The organism is Vibrio sp. 2134-1 (genome assembly GCF_033339495.1).
Genome location: NZ_JAWOUS010000010.1, coordinates 68,561 through 93,664, shown reverse-complemented (window position 1 = coordinate 93,664; position 25,104 = coordinate 68,561). Strand labels below are relative to the sequence as shown.

Below are 25,104 nucleotides of genomic sequence, written 5' to 3'. Positions count from 1 at the left end.
AAATACCTTGCCATTGGCGTTTATTTAGCCTTGCGGCTTATAGTTTTTGAGACCACGCTTTTGCTGCTTTTTCTATAAGCGTATATGCATGTTCGAAAGCTTCTCTACTTTGTCTGTATGGATCAGGGATGTTTTGTTCATTTATCCACTGTCCAAACAGCATCGTTTTACCTCGTGCCTCAGGAGCGATTTTGGTTAAGGCTTCTAAATGACCTTTTTCCATAACCAATATCAGATCGTATTGAGCGCAAAGCTCAGGTGTTAATTGTCGTGCTTCGTGTCCATCTAAGCTTACGCTATGTTCGTTCGCGATAGTGGTTGCCATCTCGTCAGCAGCTTTTCCCGTTAGATGGCTCTTATCTACTGCGATTCCTGCTGATGCGACATGTTTGTTTGGTAGTAAAGACTGCAAAAGCCGCTCTCCTGTTGGAGAGCGGCAAATATTACCGACACAGACGACAAGAATATTAGAAAACAAATGCTTACCCTACTTTAAGTTGTATGCTTATGATCTCAACTGAATTGCTGGTTTCTTTATATTGCGCAATTGAGCTGAGTAGCTATCGATTACGTGCCGCAAGAGATAATTTTCTTGCGGCACGTTGTTTTACGGCCAAGTGCGTACTCGTAGTACACCTTCAGTTAGTTCATTAAAGCCGGAAATGGTTGGAACGAGCTGAGCAATCACACGATTCCAACGACTAACAGGTGCAGCCGTCACATAGACTATGTCGTAAGGGTTGAGATCAAACTCAGTACCAATCACCAAAGCAGAAGCGTCAGAAACATCTAGCTGATAAATGTCCGCCATTTTAGCTTCTTCTTTTGAACGTCTGATGACAAACACACCGGTAGCATCTGCGGAGATTTCACTGATACCACCAACGCTGCTAAGAGCCTCAGTAAGGCTCATGCCGCTACGATCAATTTTGAGTAATTTCGGATCGTTAACCTCGCCCATAACAAATACTTTTTGCGCATCGTTTCGAGGAATATGAACAATATCGCCAGGCTTTAGAAGGCGGTTTTGAGTTAAATCGCCTTGTTGCATCAGAGCATACAAAGAGACGTTTTCAACAACGCCATTGCGTGTCAGTGTCGCATTACGCCAATCAGCCTCGGCAGCCAGTCCGCCAGCTCTATTCACAGCATCTAGAAGTGTAAGGGGGATGTTTGTAATTGGTTGTTGTCCTGGCTTGTTAACTTCGCCAGTTACATAAGTCTTTTTAGAGCGAAATGCCGCAACGCTTACATCGACCTGTGGGCTCTCAATGTATTTTGCAAGGCGGCTTGCAATGTCTGCACGAATCTGACGTACGTTTTTGCCTTCAACATGTACGACACCTATGTAAGGGTAGAAGATCGTGCCATCCGAATGCACCCAGTTACCCGCTTCGGCTGAGCTTCGGTATGAGCCCGCTGGGATCGTTAGCTCTGGGTGATCCCAAATAGTGATATTTAGGATATCGCCAGGTCCTACTTCGTATTCATATTTTGCGATTTCAATATCTAACTCTGGGTTTGGTTTTGAAAAAGGGTCCACTGAATTTAAAGACGTTACGCGCTCCAAAGTTAAGGGATAAACGGTAACCTGAGACTCTATATCACTCGATTCAGTGCTCATTACTGTTTTGTCACTGACCGAAAGGTGGCTACCAGGCAAAGTACACCCTGTAAGAAGGATAGGAAGTACTGATATCCCCAAAAATTTATTAAATGTGTTCATTGGTTTATAACTACCGAAAGAAAGTTTGCCGACTGAAATTGATTCATTCTAATTGAACTGCATTTCATCAATATTGATGATTTACTGCAGTTTTAAGCCTTTAGAAAGCGAGTCCATTCAGAATTATTTGTGTAATAAACACTCCAAATGGCTGCTAGCGACTTAGAGCTCTTAGTTTCATTAATGAAGGTGTGAAAATCCGACCCACAAAAAATAGTCAACTATTATCCATCTGGTTGCAATAAAGGCAACAAGTTACTTGAAAAAATACTGACGAATACATGACAAAATTGTGTCTATTTAACGTTAATGAGATGAATGCATGATTTTGCACAAGCAAACAGGCAAGAATGTGAAAAAACTCATGCCAAAGTTGTATGCATCCTATTTACACTATATGCAACTGCCGTTATGCTTCCTGTTGCGGTCGGATATAACAACAAATATTGGAGCTAATTTTGAAAATCAAACTTTTAACGGCAAGTGTGGCAGCAGTCCTACTAGCAGGTTGTGGTAGTGACAGCGATCCTGAGGTAAAAAGATACTCAGTTCAGGCTTATGACCCAGCTGTTATCGGCATGAAAGTTCAAGCAGTATGTGGTGGTGAGACATACGACGCTATTGAAAATACAACAAACTATGAAGGTATGGTTGGTAAAGCGCGTTTTGAAAATATCAACGTTGTAAATGCGCCAGGTGATTGTGCTTTCGTATTAACGCACACAGAAGATAGTAAAGACGCGTCAAATGGTAAACCTATTACATCTGACTACAAAATCCCTCAAGGCCTAGCCCAGACGGATTCATTGGTAACAGGCTCTCCATTTACGACTTTGGTTGCTAACTCTTTAAAAGATGGTGAAGTATACTCTTCTGATATCGCTGAAAAAGTATTCGAGAATTTGGGTATCGATATCAATGCAAGTGGTAAAACAGTTGACGAAATCCTTCGTGATACAGAATCTGTAGTAGCAGGACTTGGTAGTGAGGGTGGTAACAGCGCACTTGCTACTCAGCTAGTTGCAACAGCAAACGTTGTATCAGATATCATCAAAGCGAACCCAACAGCTTCGCCTGAAGCTGTAGCTGTTGCTGCAAAAGCAATAACAGAAGATGTAATCGCGGCGAACCCAAATTATCCTGAGAATGATTCGGGTGATGTTATCTACGTAACGATTCCAGCTGAAGATACTCAGAAAGTTGTTGCTGATGTACAAGAGGCTATTGATAACGACACTCCACTAGAAGATATCGAACCTGAAGTACCACAAATCCCAGATGCGGAAGTCGGTGAGCCAATTGAACCTGAAGATCCACCGGGTCCAGGCACTGGCGCGACAGGCGGTAACTAAGCAAGTTTTTGCTGATAAATTCTAAAGGCCTCTTCAGAGGCCTTTTTTGATCCTATCGTATTGTAGTCATCACCTTTTAGTGAGCCCTTTTCTGTTTAAGTAAGGCAGGATGTGCGGACGTGATTCGCCAGCCAGTTTACTGGTGACTTCTTGCGACCAAGTACTCTGTTTTTGATTGCTCGAACGGTTTGCATAGTAGTTTTGCATGGTTTGGTCATACGTCTGAATATCATCCAAGTTTAGGTCTTGATACTGATTCTCATGCACCACGACATGCTTAGGTAGGCGAGGTTTTACTTCAGGGGCTTGATCTGGATGACCAAGACACATACCAAATAAAATGGCGGTATTTTTAGGTAAACCTAATAATTCGTCTACTTTTGGGGCATTGTTTCGTAAACCACCAATATACACGCCTCCTAGCCCCATCGACTCCGCCGCAAGCAAGCAATTTTGTGCCATGATCCCCGAGTCTACAGCGCCTATTAGTGTTAACTCGGTAAAATCAGCTTGAATATCTGGGTTGATACTGGCATGGCGCTGGTAATCAATACAAAACACCAAAAACTCAGCCGCGCTTTCAACGTACCCTTGATTTCCGGCATATTGAGCTAATAGCGTACGTTTTTCTTTGTCGGTCACGCGGATAATTGAAACGACTTGCAACATGCTTGATGAGGACGCCGCAAGGCCGGCTTGAAGAATGGCATCTAATTGTTCGCTCTCAATCGGTTGTGAGGTGAATTTTCGAATTGAGCGGTGATTGAGAATTGTTTGAATCGTGCTGTTCATGGTGACTTAACATCCCCTGTTACGTTAAAGGCTGAAGACTCACCTTAGCGACATTTGATGAGTCGGTAAACTATCTCAAAAGAAAAACAATGCTTGGCGCATAAGTGTGAAGACGATTCGAGATTACACCACTCGTTCTGTTTGAGAGCGTATATACTGTTTTTAGAATCAATAATTTAAATGCAGTGGAAAATATGAAAGAACTCATTGTTCATACAGTTACGGTGTTTATGGGCTTCTTTGCCATCATGAACCCTATCGCCAATATTCCCATCTTTTTGAGTTTAACTGCTGATGAAGATAAAGAAACCATCCGTTCCATTGCGCTCCGCTCGGTTTTTATTGCATTTATTATCATCGCGATATTTTCTATTGCCGGTAAGTTAATTTTTGATTTGTTTGGTATCACGCTTTATGCATTGCGAATAACAGGCGGCATTTTGGTGTTTTTGATAGGTTTTAACATGCTTCAAGGTGATTCGACGCATCAGAAAACCAAAGAGAAGGCGTATTCACCAGCTCAGCAACGGGCGGCATTGAGTATTGCAGTGTCTCCACTGGCGATGCCAATATTAGCTGGGCCTGGAACGATTGCTACCGCGATGAACTTTGCGACAGCGGGTGGTTTCGATCAAACCATTATTACTATCGTTTCTTTCGCTGTCCTCTGTGTGATCACCTATGTACTGTTTTTATTTGGAGACAAATTGGTCAAAGCGGTTGGACCAAGTGCTCTAAATGTTGTGACTAAAATGATGGGCTTAATTCTAGCGGTTATTGGTACTCAAATGTTCATTGATGGCGCGGGCGAAGCCTATAAAACGGTTTTCTCCTAGATTTCTCTTAGACCTTGCCACCTTGGTTAAGCCCGCAATTACATTTCTAACGGGTACGGATTTTTTGAACTTTAGTTTTCATTTTCTAAGAGAGAAATAAATAGACTTCACCTATTTCAATAATAAGAATATTCAATTGTTGTGATTGCACGAATTTCATTACTCTTTTGGCAAGGAGAATGGGGGATATATGGCAACAAAAGCAATTGTAGTAGAAGGTGGCGCGATGCGAGGCGTCTTCGCAAGCGGAGTGTTAGATGCGTTTTTAGAGCAGAGTTATAAACCGTTTGATTTTGCAATCGGTGTATCTGCTGGTGCATCAAATTTGATTGGGTATTTGACCGACTACCCACATCGCAGTATTAACGTCATTACTAAGCTGGCCACAAGCAAACGCTTTTTTGACCCAACTCGCTTCGTTAAAGGTGGGGACCTCATTGATGTGAAGTGGCTGTTTGAAGAATCTAATCGCTTGTATCCCGTCGATGAAAATAAACTGTTTAATGGCGTTCCTTTTCTCGCAGCGACAACAAATGTAGATACAGGGCAAGCAGATTACTATCGCGTGACACGTGATAATTTTCACCATGCGATTGAAGCGACAACAGCATTGCCGATTGCCTACAAGCATACCCCTTGTTTTTCTGGCGGTTGTTATACCGATGGTGGGGTCGCTGACTCTATACCAGTGCGTGAGGCTTATCGTCGAGGGGCTCGCGATATAACCGTAGTACTCTCTCACCCGCTGAATTATGCCAAAAAGCCAGTTAAGACCACATGGCTGATGAAGAAACTGTTTGCGGAGCACCCCAAAATGGCGGATGCGATGTTAAGACGTGCAGATAACTATAATCAATCATTAGAGTTTATTCGTAACCCTCCACCAGGAACACATGTTAGGGTAATTGCCCCACCAGATAATTTTCATGTTCAGCGCTTATCAATGCGACAATCCGTTTTACTAGAAGGGTATGAAATGGGGCTGATTGAGGGGCGAGCGCATCTCACTAGTTTATCTGGTGTTCATGGTTTAGACCGGGAAAATTGTCATTTTTGCGTTTGATTATAAAAGAGCCTCATAGTGAGGCTCTTTTGCGTAACGTTCAAAGGGTGATTTAGTTGACTTTATCCCAAGCCATCTCCCAGTGTGAACCTATTCCAGGCTCGTAATGGTTTGCGCTTTCTTTCCACTGCATACAGTAACCAGAGTATGGGAAAGGTTTACATTGATAAATGCCCCCGTCGCTGGCAAGCACTTTTGTGCCCGCCGTGTAGCTAGATAGTCCTTCAGGGAAGACAAAATCGTACTCACCAGATGGTGGTGGCGTTACTGGATCTTCTTTTAAGTGAAAGTCGAGCGTTTGCTGATCCACCAAGTTGCCATCTTTATCCTTAATACGTGTTACGAGCATATGGTGACCCGGCTCCGATTTACTTAAAGCGAGCGATATCGCTTCTACCGAGCCGTCTTTCATTTCGTTTGCCCAACTTGCAAGTGGTTCGCGATGGTGATTGTAAACGGTGAGTTCTGCATTTAAATCGCCTTCAGCAGTTAGTGTCAGATCCAACGTTGTCGGTGTTGACTCAATGATATATTCGTCTGCTAAGCCATCTACTGTGAGTGAGTATTCTGGAACAGGAGTTTCAATGTTATAGCCGATCTCTACTCGCTCAAGGCCGCTATTTGCTTGCAGATACACCGGATTAGTACCATAAACAGGAGTGAATTTATCCTCTGCATACTGCCCGGCTTGCAGTTTTGCTTGTTCTTGGTTTAGCTTAGTCGCGAGTGCGTAAGACCAGTTTTTCGCTTGGCCCATTGCTGCATCGGTAATTTCTAGTTTAGTTCTATACGCTATGTTTTCACCTGCTTGATCAAATACGCGCGTATAAACCGAATCCCCAATATTTAAATCCATTGTAGGAATAATTTGACCGCCTTGCTTCCAATCTGGAATAACGGGACTGTCACCATCAAATTTCACATCGATCACGTTATAAAATGAGGCTGCAGTGTCGCCAACATCCCATACTGCCAGAATGACATGGTATCCCTCGCGAGTAGGCACATTACATTGATGGCTTACCTGTTTCGGGGGTTGAACCATATTGCCGTTGACGACACAGAAAGGAGTTAGATCAAAAGAGTCTCGTGATAGTGAAGCGTTTGGGTTCCAATCAGGCTTGGTGATGTAATATTTCCAGTCGCGCGTCACGTGGTTAGCGGTAAATGTCCATTCAAAAGTTTGTGTACCTGCTTGAATAGTGCGTTTTACCCAACGGTCGGCAGTTTGCTCATCAAGGGCAGCTGCTAAAGCGGTTTCGGCACTCGCTATTTTACCATCGCGAGGCCCTGTTTCGGGAAAGCCATCAGGGCCTTCAACGCTTTGCGGTTCATATTGAATCGCACCGCAGTTATTATTTTTTTCGTTAGTATCTGGCGTTGGATACTTACATAGTGCCGAGCGACTTGCAGCGACACCACCATTGGTTTCTGATACATAACCGTGAGCCGCAGCACCTGAGCTAATGCTTGCAAGTGCTAACGCGAGTACGGATTTGGTTGGAAATGATTTCATCACATGTCCTCTGTTATGGCTGACAAACTAGTGTCACACCCCGGCGCATGCTGAGCATAAAGCAACGCTACAGAAATTGGACTTCTGTAACACTGCGTCATGGTAACCCCGCTATCATGAGCATTCTTTTAGATTTTTAAATGCAGACAGACCGGAAGCTTTGCGTCCCACCCTTTCGAATGGTTTGCCGAAATGTGATTGAGCAGCCAAAATTTAGCTTAAGAATTTACATGTGGAAAAGTAAACGTCACTGACATGGAATCCTGTTCTCAAATTGAAAGATAACGATATCTTAACCTCGTCAATATTGTGCAGTGTCGTCTTGCAAGGTATTGATTTTAATTTTGTTTTTATCTTTTTTATAGTCATGGTGAATGGGTGGAGGTTTGTTGGGGATAAGTGGAGAGGAATCGTGCTAAGGGTGGAAGAAGTTCTGTCTAAAGGGCGGAGTGTACCGCCCTTTGAATGGTGTTATTTCGGCATGATGACAGTATCAATCACGTGAATGACACCGTTTTTAGCTTTCACATCGGTTGCAATGACATTTGCATCGTTAACCATGACTTTATCGCCCATGGTTTTAATCATGACATCTTGCCCCTGAACCGTAGTCGCTTTGTCTAGCTTAACAACATCGGCAGCCATCACTTTCCCTGGGACGACGTGATAAGTCAAAACAGATACTAACTTGTCTTTGTTTTCCGGCATTAAGAGCATGTCGACTGTGCCGTCTGGCAGTTTTGCAAAAGCGTCATCCGTTGGTGCAAAAACAGTAAATGGGCCTTCCCCTTTGAGAGTGTCAACCAGGCCCGCTGCTTTCACCGCAGCAACAAGCGTATTGAAAGAGCCATTTTCAGCGGCAACGTCGACAATATCGGCTTTCATCATGCCATGCTCATGAGCCTTGACGGGCAGCATAAAAGATAACGTCGCCATCAGTGTCGCCGCGATAACTAAGATACGTTTGAACATAATGTGTTCCTTACTAGTTGAGGGTACAACGGGTTCCCTGGAGTGTGTTGGCATTTGTACGCATTGTGATTGAGAGATGATCATCGCGTCCTACTTTCTTTTGAGGGTCTAACATGTCGCGCAAGAATTCGTCTGCCTTCTTGTTTCACATCGGCTCGTTTCCGCCACGTCCATAAGCGCTCTCTTGCTGCCTTAGCTGCGTTGTCTGGTGTGATAATAGGTGCAAGGTAACGGCTATCTGGCTGCAACTGATACATGACAACTTCCATCTGGGTCATTGTCCAAGGCTCGAATAAAAGAGGGGGAGGAACCATTTGCAATTCAGGTACCCACTTGTAGATGAACGTGCCGTCAGGATCATGTTCTTGGGCTTGCTTGATCGGATTATAAATACGGATTGTGTTAGTCCCGGTTACTCCTGCTTGCATTTGGAATTGTGGGTAATGAATTCCGGGCTCAAAGTCGAGAAACAGTTGCGCTAAATGCGTTACACCTACTCGCCAATTCATGTTCATGTGGTGAGTAAGAAAGCTAACCAGCATGGCACGCATGCGAAAGTTAATGTAACCAGTGTGGTGCAAACAGCGCATGCAGGCATCAATCAAAGGTACGCCAGTATGCCCGGATTTCCATGCTGCTAACTTTTCTTCATCGAAAGTACTACTTTGTTTAATCAATGGTTCGTAAGCCCGATTAACGCAGTAAAACTCCATGTCGTATTCCGATTCGAATTTTTGGATGAAGTGACAGTGCCAATGAAGCCGTGAAGACAATGCAATTAAGCTGCGACGAAACCCAGCGACTTGCCAGTGTTTCAAAAGGTATTGATAAACTTCACGCAAGGATATGTTACCCCAAGCGAGATACGGAGAAAGTCGAGTACAGGCTGTGCGTGAGGCTGTGGGACTAGAAATGCTTCGATAGTAATCACGACCTCGACGATGAAAAAAGTCCTCTAGTGTTTTCCAAGCGAGCCGGCTTCCTCCCGTTTGCATTCCTTTGCATTTTGATAGCCAGGATGATGGTGGCGAAAACGAACAGCCGAGAGCTTCTGCATCCAATGAATGCAATAAGTCGGTTTGGAGCTCAATAGGGCTTATTGAGGCTCTCATGACAGAGTCCCAATGTTTGTCCCAACCTTGCCGGTTTTTTGCACCTCTGATAACAGCACCGTGTTCGAACTCAAACCAGTCGATGTTCTGCTTATACAGCCAAGCGGCAACTTGTTTGTCGCGCTCAAAGGTGCAGTTGAGTCCTATTTCTTGGTGAGAAAAAACAGCGTTGATTTGATATTGCGCTTGAATTGATTGGAAACATGCTAAGGCATCGTCAAACAGCACCGTGATTCGATGCCCATATGCTTTGAGCGTCTCATCCATGTCTTGCAGTGACTGCCAAACAAATCGCCAGTGGCGCTCAGAATAGTGTGGGTTGTTCAATAGCAATGGTTCAACAATATACAAAAGCACAGTTGGGTGCTTTGTTGATAATGCTTGAGTTAGTGGTTGATGGTCAGTCAGCCTTAAATCTCGTTTTAACCACACGACATTGATTGTTTGCATCGGAATCCTCTTTGTTTCCGATGTTGTACGCAAGTAAACCGAAGAAATCTCATCCAATGATCGGTTTTATTCTACAAAACGTAGAGGTAACTTTCAGGGAGGTGACACATGGCAATACCATTGAGTAAGTTACAAAAATACTTCTATGTAGACAAATTGGTCATTCATTCGCTTGATCTCGCATTGTACCAGGCATCTGTCGTGATTGATGGAGAAGCGCAATTTATCACTGATGACAACGGTATCTTTTTGAGGGCTCATTCCCTGATCGAGATGCAAAAGAAGTGCAGGAATATCAAAGCAAATAAGCAGGTTTTAGTACATCAAAGTGCTTATGATGAAATGGTGGGGCTACCCGAAGGCAAAAGAAACAATCAACTAGAGGTATTGGTGAGGGATACAAAATTGTACTGAAAGAGTATTGGTGCGCAGTAAAAGCGAGCCACCTTACGGCAGCTCGCTAAATATAAGGAGAGTTGGGCTTAGTCTTGTTTACGCTGCGCTTCTTTTTGCGCGTACTTAGCGGCACGTCGGGCTTCTCTTTGCTTGGCACTTTCACCACCAACATGCTGCTCGCCTCGCTGCTCTGCAAGAACAACTTGTTTTTCACGCTCGCGGAATCGAGCAATTTGTTCTTCTGAGTGTGTGCCGTGACATTTTGGACAGCTCACGCCTTGCTCGAACAATTCTGACTGTTTGTCTTCTTCAGTGATCGGTAGACGACAAGCGTTACATAAATCGTAATCTGCTTTTTCTAGCTGGTGGTTCACTGCAACACGACCGTCAAATACGTAACAATCGCCTTCCCACATGCTCTCTTCTTGAGGAACTTCTTCAAGATATTTAAGAATGCCGCCTTCTAGGTGGTAGACCTCATCAAAGCCCTGTTCTTTCATGTAAGCCGTTGATTTTTCGCAGCGGATACCACCGGTACAGAACATCGCAACTTTCTTGTGTTTTGCCGGGTCCATGTTTTCTTTTACATAGTCTGGGAATTCACGAAAGGTTTCAGTATTTGGGTTTACAGCGCCTTTGAATGTCCCGATCTCGATTTCGTAATCATTACGTGTATCGACAACAAACACTTCAGGATCAGCAATAAGATCGTTCCACTCTTGAGGTTTCACGTAAGTACCCACTACGTGGCGAGGGTCTATACCTTCAACACCTAATGTTACGATCTCTTTTTTCAGTTTCACTTTGGTGCGATTGAATGGCTGGGTCTCAGAATACGACTCTTTGTATACGGTGCCAGTCAAACGAGGTTCGTTGTTTAGCCACTCCAGTAGCGTATCAATACCTGCACGATCAGATGCAACAGTACCGTTGATACCTTCACTTGCCAGTAGTAATGTTCCGCGAATATGGTGTTTTTCCATCAACGCAAGTAATGGCTCGCGTAGCTCTTGATAGTTATTCAGCTCAACAAACTTGTACAGCGCACAAACTACATACTGACTCATGAGGTTTCCTTTAAAAATACAGGTGGTCAACGACCTTAAAATTTTAGCGGCACGAAGTATACCTGACTAAACTAGTCGGAAATACGGACAAATTATACGGATATTATGAGTAGGCGGGGCCTGGCGGTCTTTGATAGGGGGAGCATGTCCGCAGGTGAAGCCGCTATGTGTTCAAATTATAAGCATTAATTATAGTGGGTTAGGTAGGTTGGAGCCGATACTTTTGGTTTAAATTTATGCTGTTTTGGGCCCTTCAAAAAAGTTAGGCGCAAGAAGCACCAAGTAATCACCGGAGTCATTGACAAGGAAAGGACATGTCGCAGTTTTATACATGAGGTGGTGAGGGATAAAGGTTTAGGGACAAAGAGTGAATGACTGATCGCCATTGTTCATAAACCGCTATAAACGCCTTTTCATCAAATACTAAAAAGGCGTATTTCTAACGTCTGTCCTGCTTATTTCAACGCAGCTGCGGTCTGTTTACCCATGGCAATGAGCCTGTCGAGAATGCGTTCACCGTCGGCACGCAAACCGTTGTGCTCGTACTCGTTGGTGATCCACGCTTTTGAATTTGGGATTAACGCGAGCGTCTCTCGGCTGATATCCATTTCAACAAACATATCATCGGCGTAAACGGCGCAACTGACAGGCACTTTATTTTGAGCCAGTTGAGTTTGATCGTACAGCGCAGCCCAATCGTCTTTCGCGGCCAATATTTCTGCGGCGTCTTTTAGTGGTTTGAGGTTGACGTATTGGTCGAACATCCACGGGAAGACCATTTCCCCCGTAAAGTAAAATGGCTGGCCAGGTTCATAATTAAACTCTGTTCGGGTTTGGCGAACACGGTGCGCACTCCAATTCGACGCAAAGCCTTGGCAGTAAATCGATTCATGCAAAATGGCGTAGATCGGGTTGGTTTGGAAGTTTTGCTGCGCCAACATATCGTTCAAGAACTCATAGCGAAGTTGTGGTTTGCTGTTCACTTCAATCAACGCACTTTCTAGCCAATAGTAAGTCGGCAAGAAAGTATCACTCACACCAAAGTTGATGCCGATTTGTTGAAATTGCTCCACCGTGAAGCGTTGACCATTTGGTAGGTACTCTTCATTTTCCAGCAAGTGATTCGCAATGTTTTGGCAAAGTTGTTGCGCACTTGGAAATTGTTGGAAGAACGCTTGGTTTTTCTCCATGGTGCGTTTGAAGGTGGCTTCATACACATCGTCGGCATGACGCGAGACTGATGGCACGCCACCTGTGATGTAGCTTTGTAGCAAGCTGTCTGGGAACAAAGACAAATAGGTGAGGGAGCAAAACCCCCCAAAGCTTTGACCTAAGATCGCCCATTTTTCGACGCCAAATTGCTCACGAATGTATTCCGCGTCGCGCACGATGTTATCCGCTCGGAAGTGGCTCAAGTAGTCTGCTTGTTTTTCTGGCGTGAGGTGAGCAAGCGTCTGGTGATTAATTACGCTGCTGTTGCCCGTACCGCGCTGGTCGAGAAGCAAAACTCGGTACTCTTGCAGGGCGCGTTTTACCCAGCCATTATTGCCGTTTTGACGTGGAGAGGGAAAGCCAGGCCCGCCCTGAAAGTAAACCAACCAAGGTTTGGTCGATTCTTCATCGCCAACTAGGCAAACCGCACGGGCGAAGACTTCAATGGTGCCTTTGCTCGCGTCTTGGTAATCCAGAGGAACGGTAAAACCGTGGGGAGTGTAATGCAATCCTGCGTCGATAAATGATTGAGCGTTCATTGTTATCTTTATTTCCTTATTGAGGGGTAGCGCTACTTTACTGCGAATGGCGCGAAGAACCAACGCTATTTCCCAATTGCCTCTTCAGTTCTATACCTTGGTCAAATCAATGTAAGTTCAAGAAAATGAAACGATTAGCGACTGGTGCAACTGGTTGAGTGAGCTATGCTCAATAGAGTTGCGACAAAGTAAGAGCATGGAGGAAGTCGGATGAAAGTGTCACTGGCTCGATGGACAATTGTGACTTGTTTAATAAGCGTACCTACTTTTGCCGTTGTTACGCCCAACCCACCTCAGTTACAGGCAAAAGGCTACGTATTAATGGACTTTCAATCCGGTGCCATTATTGCCGAGCATAACGGGCGAGCAGGCCTTGCTCCGGCGAGTTTAACCAAGTTGATGACCGCTTATGTAGTTGGACAAGAAATCAAAGCGGGGCGTTTGAAATGGGATGATGTTGTCACCGTGAGCGAAAACGCGTGGTCGGCCAAGTTTCCCGGTTCTTCTAAAATGTTCATCAAACCGAAAGATGAAATTAGTGTTGCGAACTTAATGCGCGGCGTGATCATCCAATCAGGAAATGACGCGTGCGTTGCACTGGCTGAGCACGTTGCAGGCAGTGAACGCGGCTTTGTTGCCTTGATGAATGGTTGGGCGGAGAAATTAGGACTGCAAGACACCTATTTTGTAAACTCCCATGGTCTTGATAGTGATGGCATCCAAACCTCACCAACCGATATGGCAAAACTCATGCAGTCGATCATCAGCGATGTTCCTGATGTGTACGCGCTATACAGTGAGAAAGTCTTCAAGTGGAACGACATTACGCAGTACAACCGCAATAAGTTGTTGTGGGACAATTCCATTGATGTCGACGGGGGAAAAACCGGCTACACCAGCAATGCAGGATACAGCTTGGTGAGCTCGGCCAAAGAAGGAAGAATGCGCCTTATCTCGGTGGTGATGGGTACGCCAAGTAAACAGGCTCGGATCAGCCAATCGAAGAATCTACTCAGCTATGGTTTTCGTTTTTATGACACCAAGCAAGTTGCTAAGCAGGGCCAAGTTGAGTCTAAAGTTCGCGTTTGGAAGGGTAATGTCAATCAAGTTGAGGCGATCTTCGCTAAAGATGCCTATCTCACTCTGCCTCGTTCAATGACGGCTGGGCTTGATAAGAGTGTGGTGTTAAATGAACCGTTGATTGCGCCGATCGCGCAAGGAGATGAGATTGGTAAGGTCGTTTGGAAAAGCGATGACAGTACCGTGGCGAGTTATCCCTTGGTCAGCAGCCAAGCGGTAGAAGAGGGCTCGTGGTTTGGTCAGCTTTGGGACAGTCTGGTGCTGTGGGTGAAATCGTTCTTTAACTAGAATAAAAACGAGCAGAAGTGTCTTTCTGCATTCTTTTGTTGATGGCCGCCCAGCTAAACGTTGGGCGGTGTCTTTTTTAACGGTTTATTCCGACAAGGTGATGATTGGTAAATCGTCCCAAATCTTACTTTCATCCGATGCGCCACCGGAGAAGTTCCAAGGGCCTTTGTCTTGCTCTAGCGGACGGTAAGTTGCCGAAAGGCCGTCTAAGTCCCAAGTCGTGACATAGAAGCGGATACCATCGAGCGAATCTGGGCGGCCTAGTGCATCGCTAGCAAAGTCCATCGAAATGGTGTTGTTGGCTTTGTCTACTGTCACTGTTGGTGCTGGCGTTACGGCTTCTCCCCATGTCGTCGCATTTGCTCCTTTGGTGTTGTAAATCGAGCTTTGCCAGCCAAAAACAACCGCATTGCGACTCCAGGTTCCGCTTGGCATAGAAGCGTTGATCTTCGGTAGCTCAGACAAGTTGGTTGCGGCTTCTTCCGGTAAATCAATAAAGATGGTGAAACCTACGTGGTCGAAGCCGTTTGGTGGCAACCAAGTGTCGGTGATTTTGTCCATAGTGAAGGTCAAGCGTACGTTACTGCCAACGGTAAACACTTCTGCTTTGTTGATTGCGAGTTGGCTGCTGTCTTTGTCGAATGTTGGATCCGTTGGTAGCGAGTAGTTACCGTTAGGACCGCCCATGCCGTCTTGTGCATCGCCTGCATCATCAATGGTGTCATCCGGCGTGTTTGACCAGCTTAGTTTCGAGACAAAATTCACGTCCTCGATGCCTGCTTTTTTCTCGGTGGAATAAATCGCGAAGCGGTGCTGTTGTTCGCCAATAGCAAAGTGACGAGTCGACAGCGTGACGCTAAACTGACCATCAGCGCCTACAGTAATGGTTTGTGCTGTTTCCAAGTTACCATCGACGACAAGGTTCAACTTCTCGTTGGCGTTCGCACTACCCGCGATAACAATATCACCAGTGATGGTTTGCCCTTCCCAATCCTGCGCTAGTTGGATGTTGAGGTCTGGTGTATCTACCGATTGGGTGTCGTTAGTTTTCGAGTAAATCACGGCAGATTTGGCTGGTAGCTCAAGGGTTACGTGACCGTTTTCATCTGAGATTAGCTTCTCCGGAGCGTCTGCCCAGTTCGACATGATTTGTTGTTGGAAAACAGTGCCGCCCGCTTGCTCTACATCGAGTTGGTTCATCAACATCGGGGAATTCGATGTGTTCATTACCACTAAGACTTCGTCGTTATCCAACGTTCGGGTAAAAGCGAACACACCGGCGCCGGCTTTATCGCTGCCAATCACTTTCATTTCGCCGCGTGTCATGACTTTGTTTTCGGTACGTAACTTAGCAAGCTCTTGGATGAACAAGTACATCTCGCTGTTTTGGTCGAATGAGTCTACGTAGTCGCCGTCTTCACGGTAGCCGCCAGCAAACATCGCATCGCGCGCTGCTGACATCGCCTGTTCAGTACCTTGGTAAATTACAGGGATGCCCGGCACTGCCATCATTGTGATCAGCGCTTGCTTCATATCGTTGACACTGCCTTGCGATAGAAAACGTGGCATATCGTGGTTATCAATGAAGTTCGGCATGATGTATGGATTCGGGAACATCTCCATCATCTTCTCAAGACGGAAGCGTAAGTAATCGGTCGGTTGCCCTGATGCAAATACGCGCGTCATGGTCGCTTGCAATGGGAAGTTCAGTACCGAGGTTAGCTGTTTCGGCGAGCCACTTTCACCGATGTAAGTCAGCATCTTCTTTTCGCCTTCAGTGTTGTATGGCGTAGATGTTTCGAATACTTCACCAAAAGTGAGGAAGTTGTTACGACCGGTATCAACCGCTTGCGTCATCACACCATCGTTGGCGTGTAGGAAGTCGTTCCAGAAATCGTGTTCAACAAACTTCACCGTATCGATACGGAATCCGTCGACGCCGACTTCGCGAATCCATTTTCGGTAGCTCTCTTTTAGATAAGCGCGTACTTCAGGATCGGACGTATTGAGGTCATCCAAATCAGAGAGCTGCCAGGTTTTCTCTTGTACCGGATCGTTGTGGTCGGTGATAGTTGGCGTCCAGTGGTAGCTGCCTGTGCCGTCTGTTTTACACTCGTTCATGTTGAGTGGGTACGGCAGTTCTTGCCCGGCGGGTAGTGCATTTTTAATCAAACGGAAGCCTTGGCAAGGTAGGCTTGGATCATAACTGTAAGGATCATCGTAGGTGAAGAAGTTGCCTACATGGTTGGTCACGATGTCCTGAATTAAGAACATGTTACGCGCATGCACTTCGCGTGCTAACGCTTGGTAGCTTTCCATGTCACCAAAGTGCTCATCCACTTTTTGGAAATCGCGCGCCCAGTACCCGTGGTAGCCGCCGTAGTTTTGCTCTGCATCCCACCATTGGTTAGCAACTGGCGGAGTAATCCAGATCGATGTGGCACCGAGATCTTCGATGTAGCTTAACTTATCACTCACACCAACGAGGTCGCCGCCGCTAAATTTTTTATCCGAAGTCGGATCGAATTCGTTTTGCCCTTGATCATTAAGAGCGCTGTCGCCGTCGTTAAAACGGTCGATCATCAGGAAGTAAATGATTTGATCTTGCCAATCAGGAGATGCCACGTGGCTGCCTGTATCGACTGGTGTGGTTTCGTCGCTTCCACAGCCAGAAAGAGCAAGAGCGATCGCTAAAGGAAGTATTTTTATTTTATTCATTGGGTTAGGTAGAGTTTCAAACACAGTTTTTGCCTCCGTTATGCAGCAATGCAGAAACGATAAAGCAAAGGTTTGAAATTGAGAGTGTCATCTCACGCCAAAAAAGACGTGAAATGATGTCACGAAGTGATGGTTTTGATCTGACCGACAGTTTTAATTGAGCGGTTGCACAATAGGATATTGTATCGGGTAATGCTCTTTCGCGAGCTCGTTGTCGGATTCATCATAAAGGCGGAAACGGCACTGCTTTGCAGTTTGAGTGAGCGATAATTGCAGCACCCAACAAGCATAATGTAGCGAGTGTTTGGTTAAGCGCATTGCGTGAGGTGTGGGATCATCATCGACGTAACAGTCAATCCTCGCAACGTTTTCAAGTCGGCATGCCAGTTCGATAAAGAGCGTGTATTGCGCCCCAATATTAATAAGCTGCCGAGTCGGGACAATGTATTCCGTGGCACCAATTAAAAGCCCCTTAGAAACCACATAGTCACGCTGGTGGTTATTCTCAATGTAACGTTCCCCATCGACTTCATAACAAAGGCGAAAGGTAAGGGGGTGCGCTACCGGAAGTTCGGTCGTTGCCCAGAGTTCGATGCCATGACTTAAAAAGCGCTCGAAGAAGGCTGGGTAGCGACGCCACGTGCCATCACGGTCACGGCATTCTACCGAGACCACTTTTTCAAACGCAATATTGTCCACTTCCATCCAGATTTTGCCGACAGGTTGGTCGATGTGGTTATCGTCGAAGGTATTGGCTTTGGCGTAGTATAAGCGGATCGGTTGTTGATTTAGTTGAGTTCGGTTATCCAAACATTGTTGGCGATATTGCATGGGTGAAAACGGATACCAACGACGAAAAGTGCGGTGAAAGTTCGAAGGTTCTTCATAACCAAGTTGATAGGCGATTTGCTGCGTTGTGAGTTGGGTGTCGGCAAGCAAAGTGAGTGCTTGCTTTCTTTTAGCGAAATCAACGCATTGAGAGTAGCTCATTTGCTTCTCTTGCAGTCGACGTTGCAAGGTGCGTTTGGAGACGCCCAGTTGCCTTGCCGCTTGCTCTAACTTGAGCGCGTAATTGCTGTTTTTGATGAACAAGGCGTTCAAAACACTCAGCAATTCGGGTTGCTCAATTGGCTGGTGAGAAAGCAGCAAATAAACATGTTTCACCAGTTCAAACACGCTTGAACTCGTTTTAGAATCTCGCGTTTCCCCTAGAAAAATATCGGCCGCGAATGGATTGCTGGCTTGAACTTGTACTTGTATTGATTCGCTTAGCTCAAGCATCTCCAACTGCATTCTGAGCAAGCCAAACACCGATTCCGCCCAATTTGGCATATCGCCCGTTCTGCATTCTACTTGCAGATGGATTTGGGCATCACCATGTTGAAATGTGACGTACAAACGGCGGTCGAATAATGAGACACTTTTACTCCACCAAAGCAGCCCTTCTTGGAGGTTAGGCGCTTCTTTCAACATCATACATTGCAAGGCCACCAACTTCTCAATGTGCCAATATTCGCCAGCAATTCGAAGGTGATTGTGACCGAGCTTTTTGCACAGAAAGGATGTAATAATGTTATCTTGAGGCAGCATGAGTTGAGTTTGGTTGCGAGCAAACATGCATTATTGCTGAAAAGATGAAGAAGTTCAGTGAGAACGCTCAAAGCCTTTCTTATCGTTTTATTTTCAAATTTATTTTGAAAATGTTTTTAATCGAAATCGGTTTTTCCCTTTATCTCATGAGGTTATGCTGTTACACAGCTTAAATTCATTAATTGGAGAACCTCATGGATATCGTACAAGCTGCAAAATCTCGTTACTCAACGAAAGTGTTTGACCCAACGCGCAAGCTACCTCAAGAAAAAATCGACGCAGTTAAAGAGCTGATTCGTTTTAGTCCATCGAGTGTGAACTCCCAGCCTTGGCATTTCATTCTGGCAAGCACAGAAGAAGGCAAGCAGCGCATCGCTAAAGCGGCGCAAGAGAATTACGCGTTTAACGCGGCGAAGATTCTCAACGCTTCTCACGTATTGGTGTTTTGTGCAAAAACAGGCATTGATAACGACTACATTGAAGCGCTAATGGTGCAAGAAGAAAAAGATGGTCGATTCCCAACTGAAGAAGCGAAAGCGGCTGTGCGCGGTGGCCGTAGCTACTTTGTGAACATGCACCGTTTTGATTTGAAAGATGCAAACCATTGGATGGAGAAACAAGTTTACCTCAACGTGGGTACGTTGCTGTTGGGTGCTTCGACGCTAGAAATCGATGCAGTACCAATTGAAGGGTTTGATCCAAAAGTGCTGGATGAAGAATTTGGCTTGCGTGAAAAAGGTTATACCAGTGTTGTGATCGTGCCGCTTGGCTACCACGCGGAAGATGACTTCAACGCGAAAACGCCAAAGTCTCGCTGGGACGCAGAAACCGTATTCACCGAGATCTAATTCGAGCTTACTTACAGGTGACGTAGCACCCCGTAATCAATATATAAATCGCAAAAGAGTGATAAAACGATGATCCACTTAGTCGCAGAAGTGAAAGCCTATCCAGATAGTAAGGATCAGGTGGTGAATTTGCTTGCTGGTTTACTAGAGCCAACTCGTAAAGAAGAAGGCTGTTGCCAATACGAGTTGTATCTCGACGAAAAAGTTGATGGCCTATTTATGTTCCAAGAAATCTGGGCGTCGCAAGAGGCCTTGGATAAGCATTTGCAAAGCCCGCATATGGCGACGTTTCTTGAAACATTGGAAGAGAACGATTGGGTTGAATATACCCAGATTCGTCCTCTTCGATTTATCGCCTAATGACAGAAGGTTGCCAGCACGTTGGCGCGTTGCTGGCAGCATTTTTGTTGGATAAAGTCGCGGAAAGTCCGAATCGTTGGCGTCAATAACCGACGATCGGCACATACCATGTAGAGCGGCACTGGGCCGCAATCCCACTCTGGTAACACTCGTACCAATCTTCCCTCGATTAAGTCTCGGCTAATGTCCATCAATGATTTATTCGCAATGCCTTTGCCTTTGATCGCTAACCGGTGTGGCAAGTCACTATCGTTGCTCAACAAGTTACCGCTGACCACGATTTGTTCTTTCTCGCTGCCACGCGTGAGCGTCCATTTGTTGTAGACCGAATCCGCGACCATGTAGCACAAGCAATTGTGTTGCGTTAAATCGGCAGGAGAGGTGAGTTCTGGATGTGTAGCTACGTACTCTGGCGATGCACATAATATCCGTTCGTTTGACCCACACAATGCCAATACGACCAGATTGGAGTCGGCCGGTTCGCCGTAGCGAATCGCAATATCGACAGGCTTGGTGTACATATCCGTCAAGCTATCGGACAGCTCTAGTTTAATGGAAACATTTGGGTAGAGATCGATGAACTCATCCACCCAATCGAGCAACATATTGCGACCAAAATCGGAGGGCGCAGTAATGTGCAGTTGACCAGACAACTCCCCGCGCGCACTTGAGATCTGATCCAACCCCTCTTGCAATGTTGCCAACGCTTGCGTGGTTTTGTCTAAAAACAGTTCGCCCTCTGAGGTTAAACGCAGGCTTCGGGTGGAACGCACAAACAACGGGAAACCGATTTGCCCTTCAAGACGCTTAATCGATGCGCTAATGGCGGCAGGTGTCATGTCCATACTGTTAGCGGCTTTTGAAAAGCTGCCTTGGCGCGCGGTTTCGACAAAAATATTGAGGTCGTTGAGGGCTTTCATAATGAAAAGGGCTTTTAAGAAGTTTGGGCTACTATAGGGGAGAGTCGTAGGCCAATTCAAGGTTAAAACATTAGGTTGCACGGCGAGTTTGAGTTAGATTAGCGCGCAACTTCACTTTACCGGATCAATAGCATGAGCCAACAGCAGCCGAATAACCCACTTCACGGGTTGAGTTTAGAGAAAATCGTCACCCGACTAGTTGAACACTTTGGTTGGAATGGCATGTATGAGCGCGTTCGTGTGAACTGTTTCAAGAAAGATCCTTCAATCAAATCGTCGCTGAAGTTCCTGCGTAAAACGCAATGGGCCAGAGATAAGGTGGAAGCGCTGTACATCGAGACATTCTGCTAACCGCTCTATGGTCTGCAGCAAGCGGTAAGTGGATTCTTAGTCTCGCTTTGGCTCGCTAGAATGACGCAGCTTTTCTTATCGCGTAGGCTGGAAGAGTCGCTCTGCTGATGCGTCTAAAGCGAGATCTCGGATGGTCAAATAGGCTCGTCTGGAATCGCTTTTTTTGATGGTTTTGTAGAGGTCAGAGCCAAACTCGAACCGTCATTCTGAACCGCGAGGAACGAGCGTGATTCAGAATTTACCCTCAGATTGTATTGAGTTTATTCATGGTTCTATGGTCTGCAGCAAGCGGTAAGTAGATTCTTAGTCTCGCTATGGCTCGCTAGAATGACGCTAGTTTTCTTATCGCGTAGGCTTGAAGAGTGGCTCTGCTATTACGTCTAGCGAGATTTCGGATGACTCGCTTGTGCTCGTCTGGGATGGTTTTCTTAGATAGTGTTGTAGAGTTCAGAACCTAAACGAGGTTCGTCATTCTGAACCGCGAGGAACGAGCGTGATTCAGAATTTACCCTCAGATTGCATTGAGTTTATTCATGGTTCTATGGTCTGCAGCAAGCGGCAAGTAGATTCTTAGTCTCGCTATGGCTCGCTAGAATGACGTAGCTTTTCTTATCGCGTAGGCTGGAAGAGTCGCTCTGCTGATTCGTCTAAAGCGAGATTCCGAGTGACTCACTTAGGTTCTTCTGGAATCGCTTTTTTAGATGGTTTTGTAGAGCTCAGAGCCAAACTCGAACTGTTATTCTGAACCGAGAGGAACGAGCGTGATTCAGAATCTACTCTCAGATTGTATTGAGTTTATTCATGGCTTTATGGTCTGCAGCAAGCGGTAAGTAGATTCTTAGTCTCGCTATGGCTCGCTAGAATGACTCTAGTTTTCTTATTGCGTAAGTTGGAATGGTACCTCAGCATCATTCCCGATAGCGATGAAGAAGCGCTGTCGGGAACCTCGCCTTTAATCTCTCGTTTCTTGCTACTCCAAATGATGCGTACTACCCACGGTTCCTTCCAAGTCTAAAATCGACTGGCGAACGTGATCTGGAATCGCAGCTTTAACGTTGTTCTTAAAATCAAACATCACACCAGTGGCGGTCGCGATGGTCGCAATTTTACCCCACTTCTTACTCAGCACTTGGTACTCCATCGTGATGCGATCTTCTTGCATGTCGATTACGCGAGAACCGACTAATAGCGTGTCTGGGTAAGTAACAGGCAATTTGTAGCGGCATTGAGTCTCGCTCAGTACTGGCCCAATTTGCGAGGTCTGCAGGTCGACCAGCAGGTTAATTTTGTTGAAGTAATCTAAACGTGCGGTCTCGAAGTAGCGAAAATAGACCACGTTATTAACGTGTTGCAGAGCATCCATTTCACCCCATGCGACTTTTATCTCTGTGATAACGGGAAAGTCCTTTAACAGTGTGTCCATTTTTATTGCTCCTTTTTCATCTGCTTTGCCACAAATTGCGACGCGACTTATCACTTTGAGCATTTATTCTAGATGTAATCATTTAATATGTAATAAAATTGTTTTTAAAATGTGAAATGAAATAGTGGTTTGATTATGTAAACCAGAAACTTTACATAATCGAGTTGAAGGCGTAAGTTTAACTAAGAGTAACCAGATAGGAGGTGTCTCATGATTGAACTCAAAGGTTTCAACCTCGCAAGAGTTGAGAAACGCATTGATTGGACAGGTGAGCTGTTCAGTTTGAGAATATCTGGCGCGCCTCTTTCCTTTAAAGCTGGCCAATTCACCAAGCTTGCTTTGCTTGATGATGAAGGTAAGCCGATCAGCCGTGCTTACTCTGTGGTTAATGCGCCAAGCGAGCAATTCGATTGGTTGGAATTTCTAATAGTAGCCGACCCTCAAGGACAACTTTCTCCACGGCTCCAAAAGCTTAAATCTGGTGATAGCATTTATGTCGGTGCCACCGCACATGGCGATTTAATCCATGACTCTATTCCTAAACAGGCTCATGACCTGTGGCTGCTATCTACAGGTACGGGGATTGGACCGTTTTTGTCGCTGCTGGATGATATAAACCTACCGCCTCACAATGAGCGCATTGTGCTGGTTCATGCTGTTCGTTTCGAAAAAGATCTGGTTTATAAATACCTAATTGAACAGCTTCAGCAACGATATGAAGGCAGATTAAAGTATATACCGATAGTCAGCAGGGAAGTGGTTGATGGTAAATTACAAGGCCGAATTCCTGAACTCATCGAATCGGGTTTACTGTCCAACGCCGCTGATGCGCCATTCTCAGCTCAGCGTAGCTTTGTCATGATGTGTGGGAATCCACAAATGATCAAAGATACCGTGCCCGTCTTACAAGAGCTAGGCTTGGAAAAGTATCGCCATCAAACCGGGGGAAATATCATTTACGAACGTTACTGGTAGCGTTTTGTTAAATTGATACGGTTATGCTCAAGATGTAATGATTACTTTTGAGATACGACCGCGATTTAGTATGTTCTTAGTTGAATATTATATTGGCAATACCTAAACTGCGCTCACCATTGCGCGTCTGTACACTCAGTCATTCTCGCTTAACCAATTACATTGAGGTGACTGAAGTCCATGTATGCTTTTATCGCGAGCAAGCAACAGAGAATCATTGCTGGTTTTATCGACCTGCTCTTTACGATGGTGGTCGTGTTAATAATTGCATTGAGTATTAACTCTTTTCTTAACGACTTTCAGCTCTCTTTAGCAGATAACCTCACGCTTGTTCGTGAAACTCAGGCGTTTTACTTGCTTTCTTTACCAACGGTTTTAATGATCAACTGGAATGCATTGAGTCATGGGCAAACCATTGGTATGCGCATGATTGGTATTAAAGTTGTAATGAAAAATGATAGTAAGGCAACGAAAGTTACAGCAGGGTTAAGGCTTGTTATTAGCTACTTACTGGAGATGCTCATTCCGGGGATCCCGTTGGTAAATTTGGCATTGTTGTTCTTTCATCCGGAGCGACGTTTGTTGCATGACTTGATCGCCAATACTAAAGTTGTCCAAGTTTCCTAATTTTTTGATCGAAAAAGCCACGTGAAGTGGCTTTTTAATATCGATAAAGTTAACCAGATTTACTGTTGATTAACATATTTCTTAAAGCGAGCTTTGGTTTCTGCGTCTGCTTTTTGGTACCAGAAGTGCAGCATCTCTTCAGCTGTCGAATCCGCTTTAACCGCAGTTGCTCTCACTTGCTTCATATCCGCAGGAACCTTTGCAGGAAGCGTGACTGGCTGCATGGTCGCTGCGCCAGCAAAAGCCACGGCTGCTGCACCGCCAGCTTGGTTATAATCTTCGATTTCACGTACGTAATCACGACCGATTTGCATACCCGGTTTGAGCAACTTGTCTTGGTCAACCGCGATTGCGTTGCCAGAATCATCAACCAGTTTCCAATCTAAGTCTTTGATCTTCTCTTCCGCATCACGTAGGTTGCGGTATTCTGGCATTTGTAGAGTGAGTTCGGCATTGGTCGCGTCAAATCGTGTAACGATAACATCGCTTTCAACACTTAAACGGTCATTACCTTGGTTGAAGTAAGGGGCGAAACGAAATACGACTTGGTTAAGGCCATCAGGTAACGTCAGTGTTCTTTCAGAGGCGAAAAAACCACCCGAAAGATCTGCTTTTTCACCGTTAGCCGCTAATACTGAAACGTTGTCAGGAACACTCACGGTTACATCTGCGAATGCCATGCCACTCATTGCGAGAGCAAGCGCACAAGTTAAAGGCTTGATCAATTTCATTGTTTTTATCCTAAGCAAATTAGTGGTCATCGAGAGTGCATCGTTCATTGCCCGATTGCAACTCCCAAGTGTAATAAGTATGAAAATTTAACAAGAACGTCATTTTTATCGCATTTATTACGACGAAACTGTGATCCAAATAGAATCAAACCGCTGAAAT

Annotated in this window: 23 protein-coding genes and 1 riboswitch; of the genes, 10 read left to right on the top strand and 13 right to left on the bottom strand. The window is 45.3% G+C overall.

Translation table 11 applies throughout. The features are described from left to right. Window positions 1-37: 37 nt before the first annotated feature. Window positions 38-478 (bottom strand): phosphotyrosine protein phosphatase, encoded by a 441-nt coding sequence (locus tag R7R78_RS13110; RefSeq protein WP_031780905.1) that lies wholly within the window; start codon window positions 476-478, stop codon window positions 38-40. A 129-nt stretch (window positions 479-607) separates the two neighbouring features. Then, window positions 608-1,726, bottom strand: coding sequence for a polysaccharide export protein (locus tag R7R78_RS13105; protein ID WP_017820139.1), 1,119 nt, complete (start codon window positions 1,724-1,726; stop codon window positions 608-610). A 458-nt stretch (window positions 1,727-2,184) separates the two neighbouring features. Here R7R78_RS13105 and R7R78_RS13100 point away from each other — a divergent pair, with 458 nt between their 5' ends. After that, window positions 2,185-3,078: a hypothetical protein gene (locus R7R78_RS13100; RefSeq protein ID WP_017820140.1), complete on the top strand. Its 894-nt coding sequence runs from the start codon at window positions 2,185-2,187 to the stop codon at window positions 3,076-3,078. A 69-nt stretch (window positions 3,079-3,147) separates the two neighbouring features. On the opposite strand, the gene nfsA is transcribed toward R7R78_RS13100, so the two are convergent. Continuing rightward, window positions 3,148-3,870 carry an oxygen-insensitive NADPH nitroreductase gene (gene nfsA, locus R7R78_RS13095; protein WP_149191710.1) on the bottom strand — a complete coding sequence of 241 codons (723 nt, stop codon included), beginning with the start codon at window positions 3,868-3,870 and terminating at the stop codon, window positions 3,148-3,150. A gap of 194 nt (window positions 3,871-4,064) precedes the next feature. Here nfsA and R7R78_RS13090 point away from each other — a divergent pair, with 194 nt between their 5' ends. Both R7R78_RS13090 and R7R78_RS13085 read left to right on the top strand, forming a co-directional pair. After that, window positions 4,065-4,706 carry a MarC family protein gene (locus tag R7R78_RS13090; protein WP_005374889.1) on the top strand — a complete coding sequence of 214 codons (642 nt, stop codon included), beginning with the start codon at window positions 4,065-4,067 and terminating at the stop codon, window positions 4,704-4,706. 190 nt (window positions 4,707-4,896) lie between these two features. Continuing rightward, window positions 4,897-5,769: a patatin family protein gene (locus tag R7R78_RS13085; protein WP_017634445.1), complete on the top strand. Its 873-nt coding sequence runs from the start codon at window positions 4,897-4,899 to the stop codon at window positions 5,767-5,769. 52 nt (window positions 5,770-5,821) lie between these two features. Here R7R78_RS13085 and gbpA read toward each other — a convergent pair whose 3' ends face one another. The 3 genes from gbpA to R7R78_RS13070 all read right to left on the bottom strand — a co-directional run bounded on the left by gbpA (window position 5,822) and on the right by R7R78_RS13070 (window position 9,819). After that, on the bottom strand, window positions 5,822-7,285 hold the full coding sequence (gene gbpA / locus R7R78_RS13080; RefSeq protein WP_225473745.1) for an N-acetylglucosamine-binding protein GbpA: 1,464 nt from the start codon (window positions 7,283-7,285) through the stop codon (window positions 5,822-5,824). Between the two features lie 98 nt (window positions 7,286-7,383). Then, a riboswitch (cyclic di-GMP riboswitch) is annotated at window positions 7,384-7,484 on the bottom strand. 272 nt (window positions 7,485-7,756) lie between these two features. Then, a complete protein-coding gene (locus R7R78_RS13075; RefSeq protein WP_005384595.1) occupies window positions 7,757-8,257 on the bottom strand; it encodes a fasciclin domain-containing protein in 501 nt (166 codons plus the stop codon). A gap of 80 nt (window positions 8,258-8,337) precedes the next feature. Next, on the bottom strand, window positions 8,338-9,819 hold the full coding sequence (locus R7R78_RS13070) for a cryptochrome/deoxyribodipyrimidine photo-lyase family protein (protein WP_225473742.1): 1,482 nt from the start codon (window positions 9,817-9,819) through the stop codon (window positions 8,338-8,340). A 108-nt stretch (window positions 9,820-9,927) separates the two neighbouring features. Between R7R78_RS13070 and R7R78_RS13065 the strand changes: the two genes are divergently transcribed. Continuing rightward, window positions 9,928-10,233, top strand: a complete 306-nt coding sequence (locus R7R78_RS13065; protein ID WP_136976810.1) for a DUF6482 family protein — start codon at window positions 9,928-9,930, stop codon at window positions 10,231-10,233. Window positions 10,234-10,301: 68 nt separating this feature from the next. Here R7R78_RS13065 and R7R78_RS13060 read toward each other — a convergent pair whose 3' ends face one another. Then, a complete protein-coding gene (locus R7R78_RS13060) occupies window positions 10,302-11,282 on the bottom strand; it encodes a rhodanese-related sulfurtransferase (protein WP_005374899.1) in 981 nt (326 codons plus the stop codon). A 455-nt stretch (window positions 11,283-11,737) separates the two neighbouring features. Then, a complete protein-coding gene (locus R7R78_RS13055; RefSeq protein WP_225473741.1) occupies window positions 11,738-13,033 on the bottom strand; it encodes an alpha/beta fold hydrolase in 1,296 nt (431 codons plus the stop codon). Between the two features lie 210 nt (window positions 13,034-13,243). On the opposite strand from R7R78_RS13055, the gene R7R78_RS13050 reads away from it, so the two are divergent. Further along, complete coding sequence (locus R7R78_RS13050) at window positions 13,244-14,401, top strand: D-alanyl-D-alanine carboxypeptidase family protein (RefSeq protein ID WP_077283423.1); 1,158 nt, start codon at window positions 13,244-13,246, stop codon at window positions 14,399-14,401. Between the two features lie 84 nt (window positions 14,402-14,485). Here the strand turns inward: R7R78_RS13050 and R7R78_RS13045 are convergent, their stop codons facing one another. Both R7R78_RS13045 and R7R78_RS13040 read right to left on the bottom strand, forming a co-directional pair. Then, window positions 14,486-17,143, bottom strand: coding sequence for an alpha-amylase family glycosyl hydrolase (locus tag R7R78_RS13045; RefSeq protein ID WP_225473738.1), 2,658 nt, complete (start codon window positions 17,141-17,143; stop codon window positions 14,486-14,488). Between the two features lie 129 nt (window positions 17,144-17,272). Further along, a complete protein-coding gene (locus R7R78_RS13040; RefSeq protein WP_225473736.1) occupies window positions 17,273-18,736 on the bottom strand; it encodes a helix-turn-helix transcriptional regulator in 1,464 nt (487 codons plus the stop codon). A 167-nt stretch (window positions 18,737-18,903) separates the two neighbouring features. Here R7R78_RS13040 and R7R78_RS13035 point away from each other — a divergent pair, with 167 nt between their 5' ends. Continuing rightward, a complete protein-coding gene (locus R7R78_RS13035) occupies window positions 18,904-19,557 on the top strand; it encodes an oxygen-insensitive NAD(P)H-dependent nitroreductase NfsB (RefSeq protein WP_005374924.1) in 654 nt (217 codons plus the stop codon). 69 nt (window positions 19,558-19,626) lie between these two features. After that, the gene (locus R7R78_RS13030; RefSeq protein ID WP_005374925.1) at window positions 19,627-19,917 is read left to right on the top strand and encodes a putative quinol monooxygenase; all 291 of its coding nucleotides are present in this window, start codon (window positions 19,627-19,629) and stop codon (window positions 19,915-19,917) included. On the opposite strand, the gene R7R78_RS13025 is transcribed toward R7R78_RS13030, so the two are convergent. Further along, on the bottom strand, window positions 19,914-20,837 hold the full coding sequence (locus R7R78_RS13025) for a LysR family transcriptional regulator (RefSeq protein WP_025768616.1): 924 nt from the start codon (window positions 20,835-20,837) through the stop codon (window positions 19,914-19,916). The genes R7R78_RS13030 and R7R78_RS13025 overlap by 4 nt on opposite strands. A gap of 132 nt (window positions 20,838-20,969) precedes the next feature. Between R7R78_RS13025 and R7R78_RS13020 the strand changes: the two genes are divergently transcribed. After that, window positions 20,970-21,188 (top strand): VF530 family DNA-binding protein, encoded by a 219-nt coding sequence (locus R7R78_RS13020; RefSeq protein WP_005374929.1) that lies wholly within the window; start codon window positions 20,970-20,972, stop codon window positions 21,186-21,188. A gap of 970 nt (window positions 21,189-22,158) precedes the next feature. Here R7R78_RS13020 and R7R78_RS13015 read toward each other — a convergent pair. Beyond that, complete coding sequence (locus R7R78_RS13015) at window positions 22,159-22,611, bottom strand: acyl-CoA thioesterase (RefSeq protein ID WP_005374933.1); 453 nt, start codon at window positions 22,609-22,611, stop codon at window positions 22,159-22,161. A 210-nt stretch (window positions 22,612-22,821) separates the two neighbouring features. On the opposite strand from R7R78_RS13015, the gene R7R78_RS13010 reads away from it, so the two are divergent. Then, window positions 22,822-23,586 carry a ferredoxin--NADP reductase gene (locus tag R7R78_RS13010; protein WP_005374935.1) on the top strand — a complete coding sequence of 255 codons (765 nt, stop codon included), beginning with the start codon at window positions 22,822-22,824 and terminating at the stop codon, window positions 23,584-23,586. Window positions 23,587-23,766: 180 nt separating this feature from the next. Beyond that, complete coding sequence (locus R7R78_RS13005) at window positions 23,767-24,213, top strand: RDD family protein (RefSeq protein WP_025768614.1); 447 nt, start codon at window positions 23,767-23,769, stop codon at window positions 24,211-24,213. 59 nt (window positions 24,214-24,272) lie between these two features. Here the strand turns inward: R7R78_RS13005 and R7R78_RS13000 are convergent, their stop codons facing one another. Next, complete coding sequence (locus tag R7R78_RS13000; RefSeq protein WP_017634411.1) at window positions 24,273-24,944, bottom strand: DUF2057 domain-containing protein; 672 nt, start codon at window positions 24,942-24,944, stop codon at window positions 24,273-24,275. Between the last annotated feature and the right edge of the window lie 160 nt (window positions 24,945-25,104).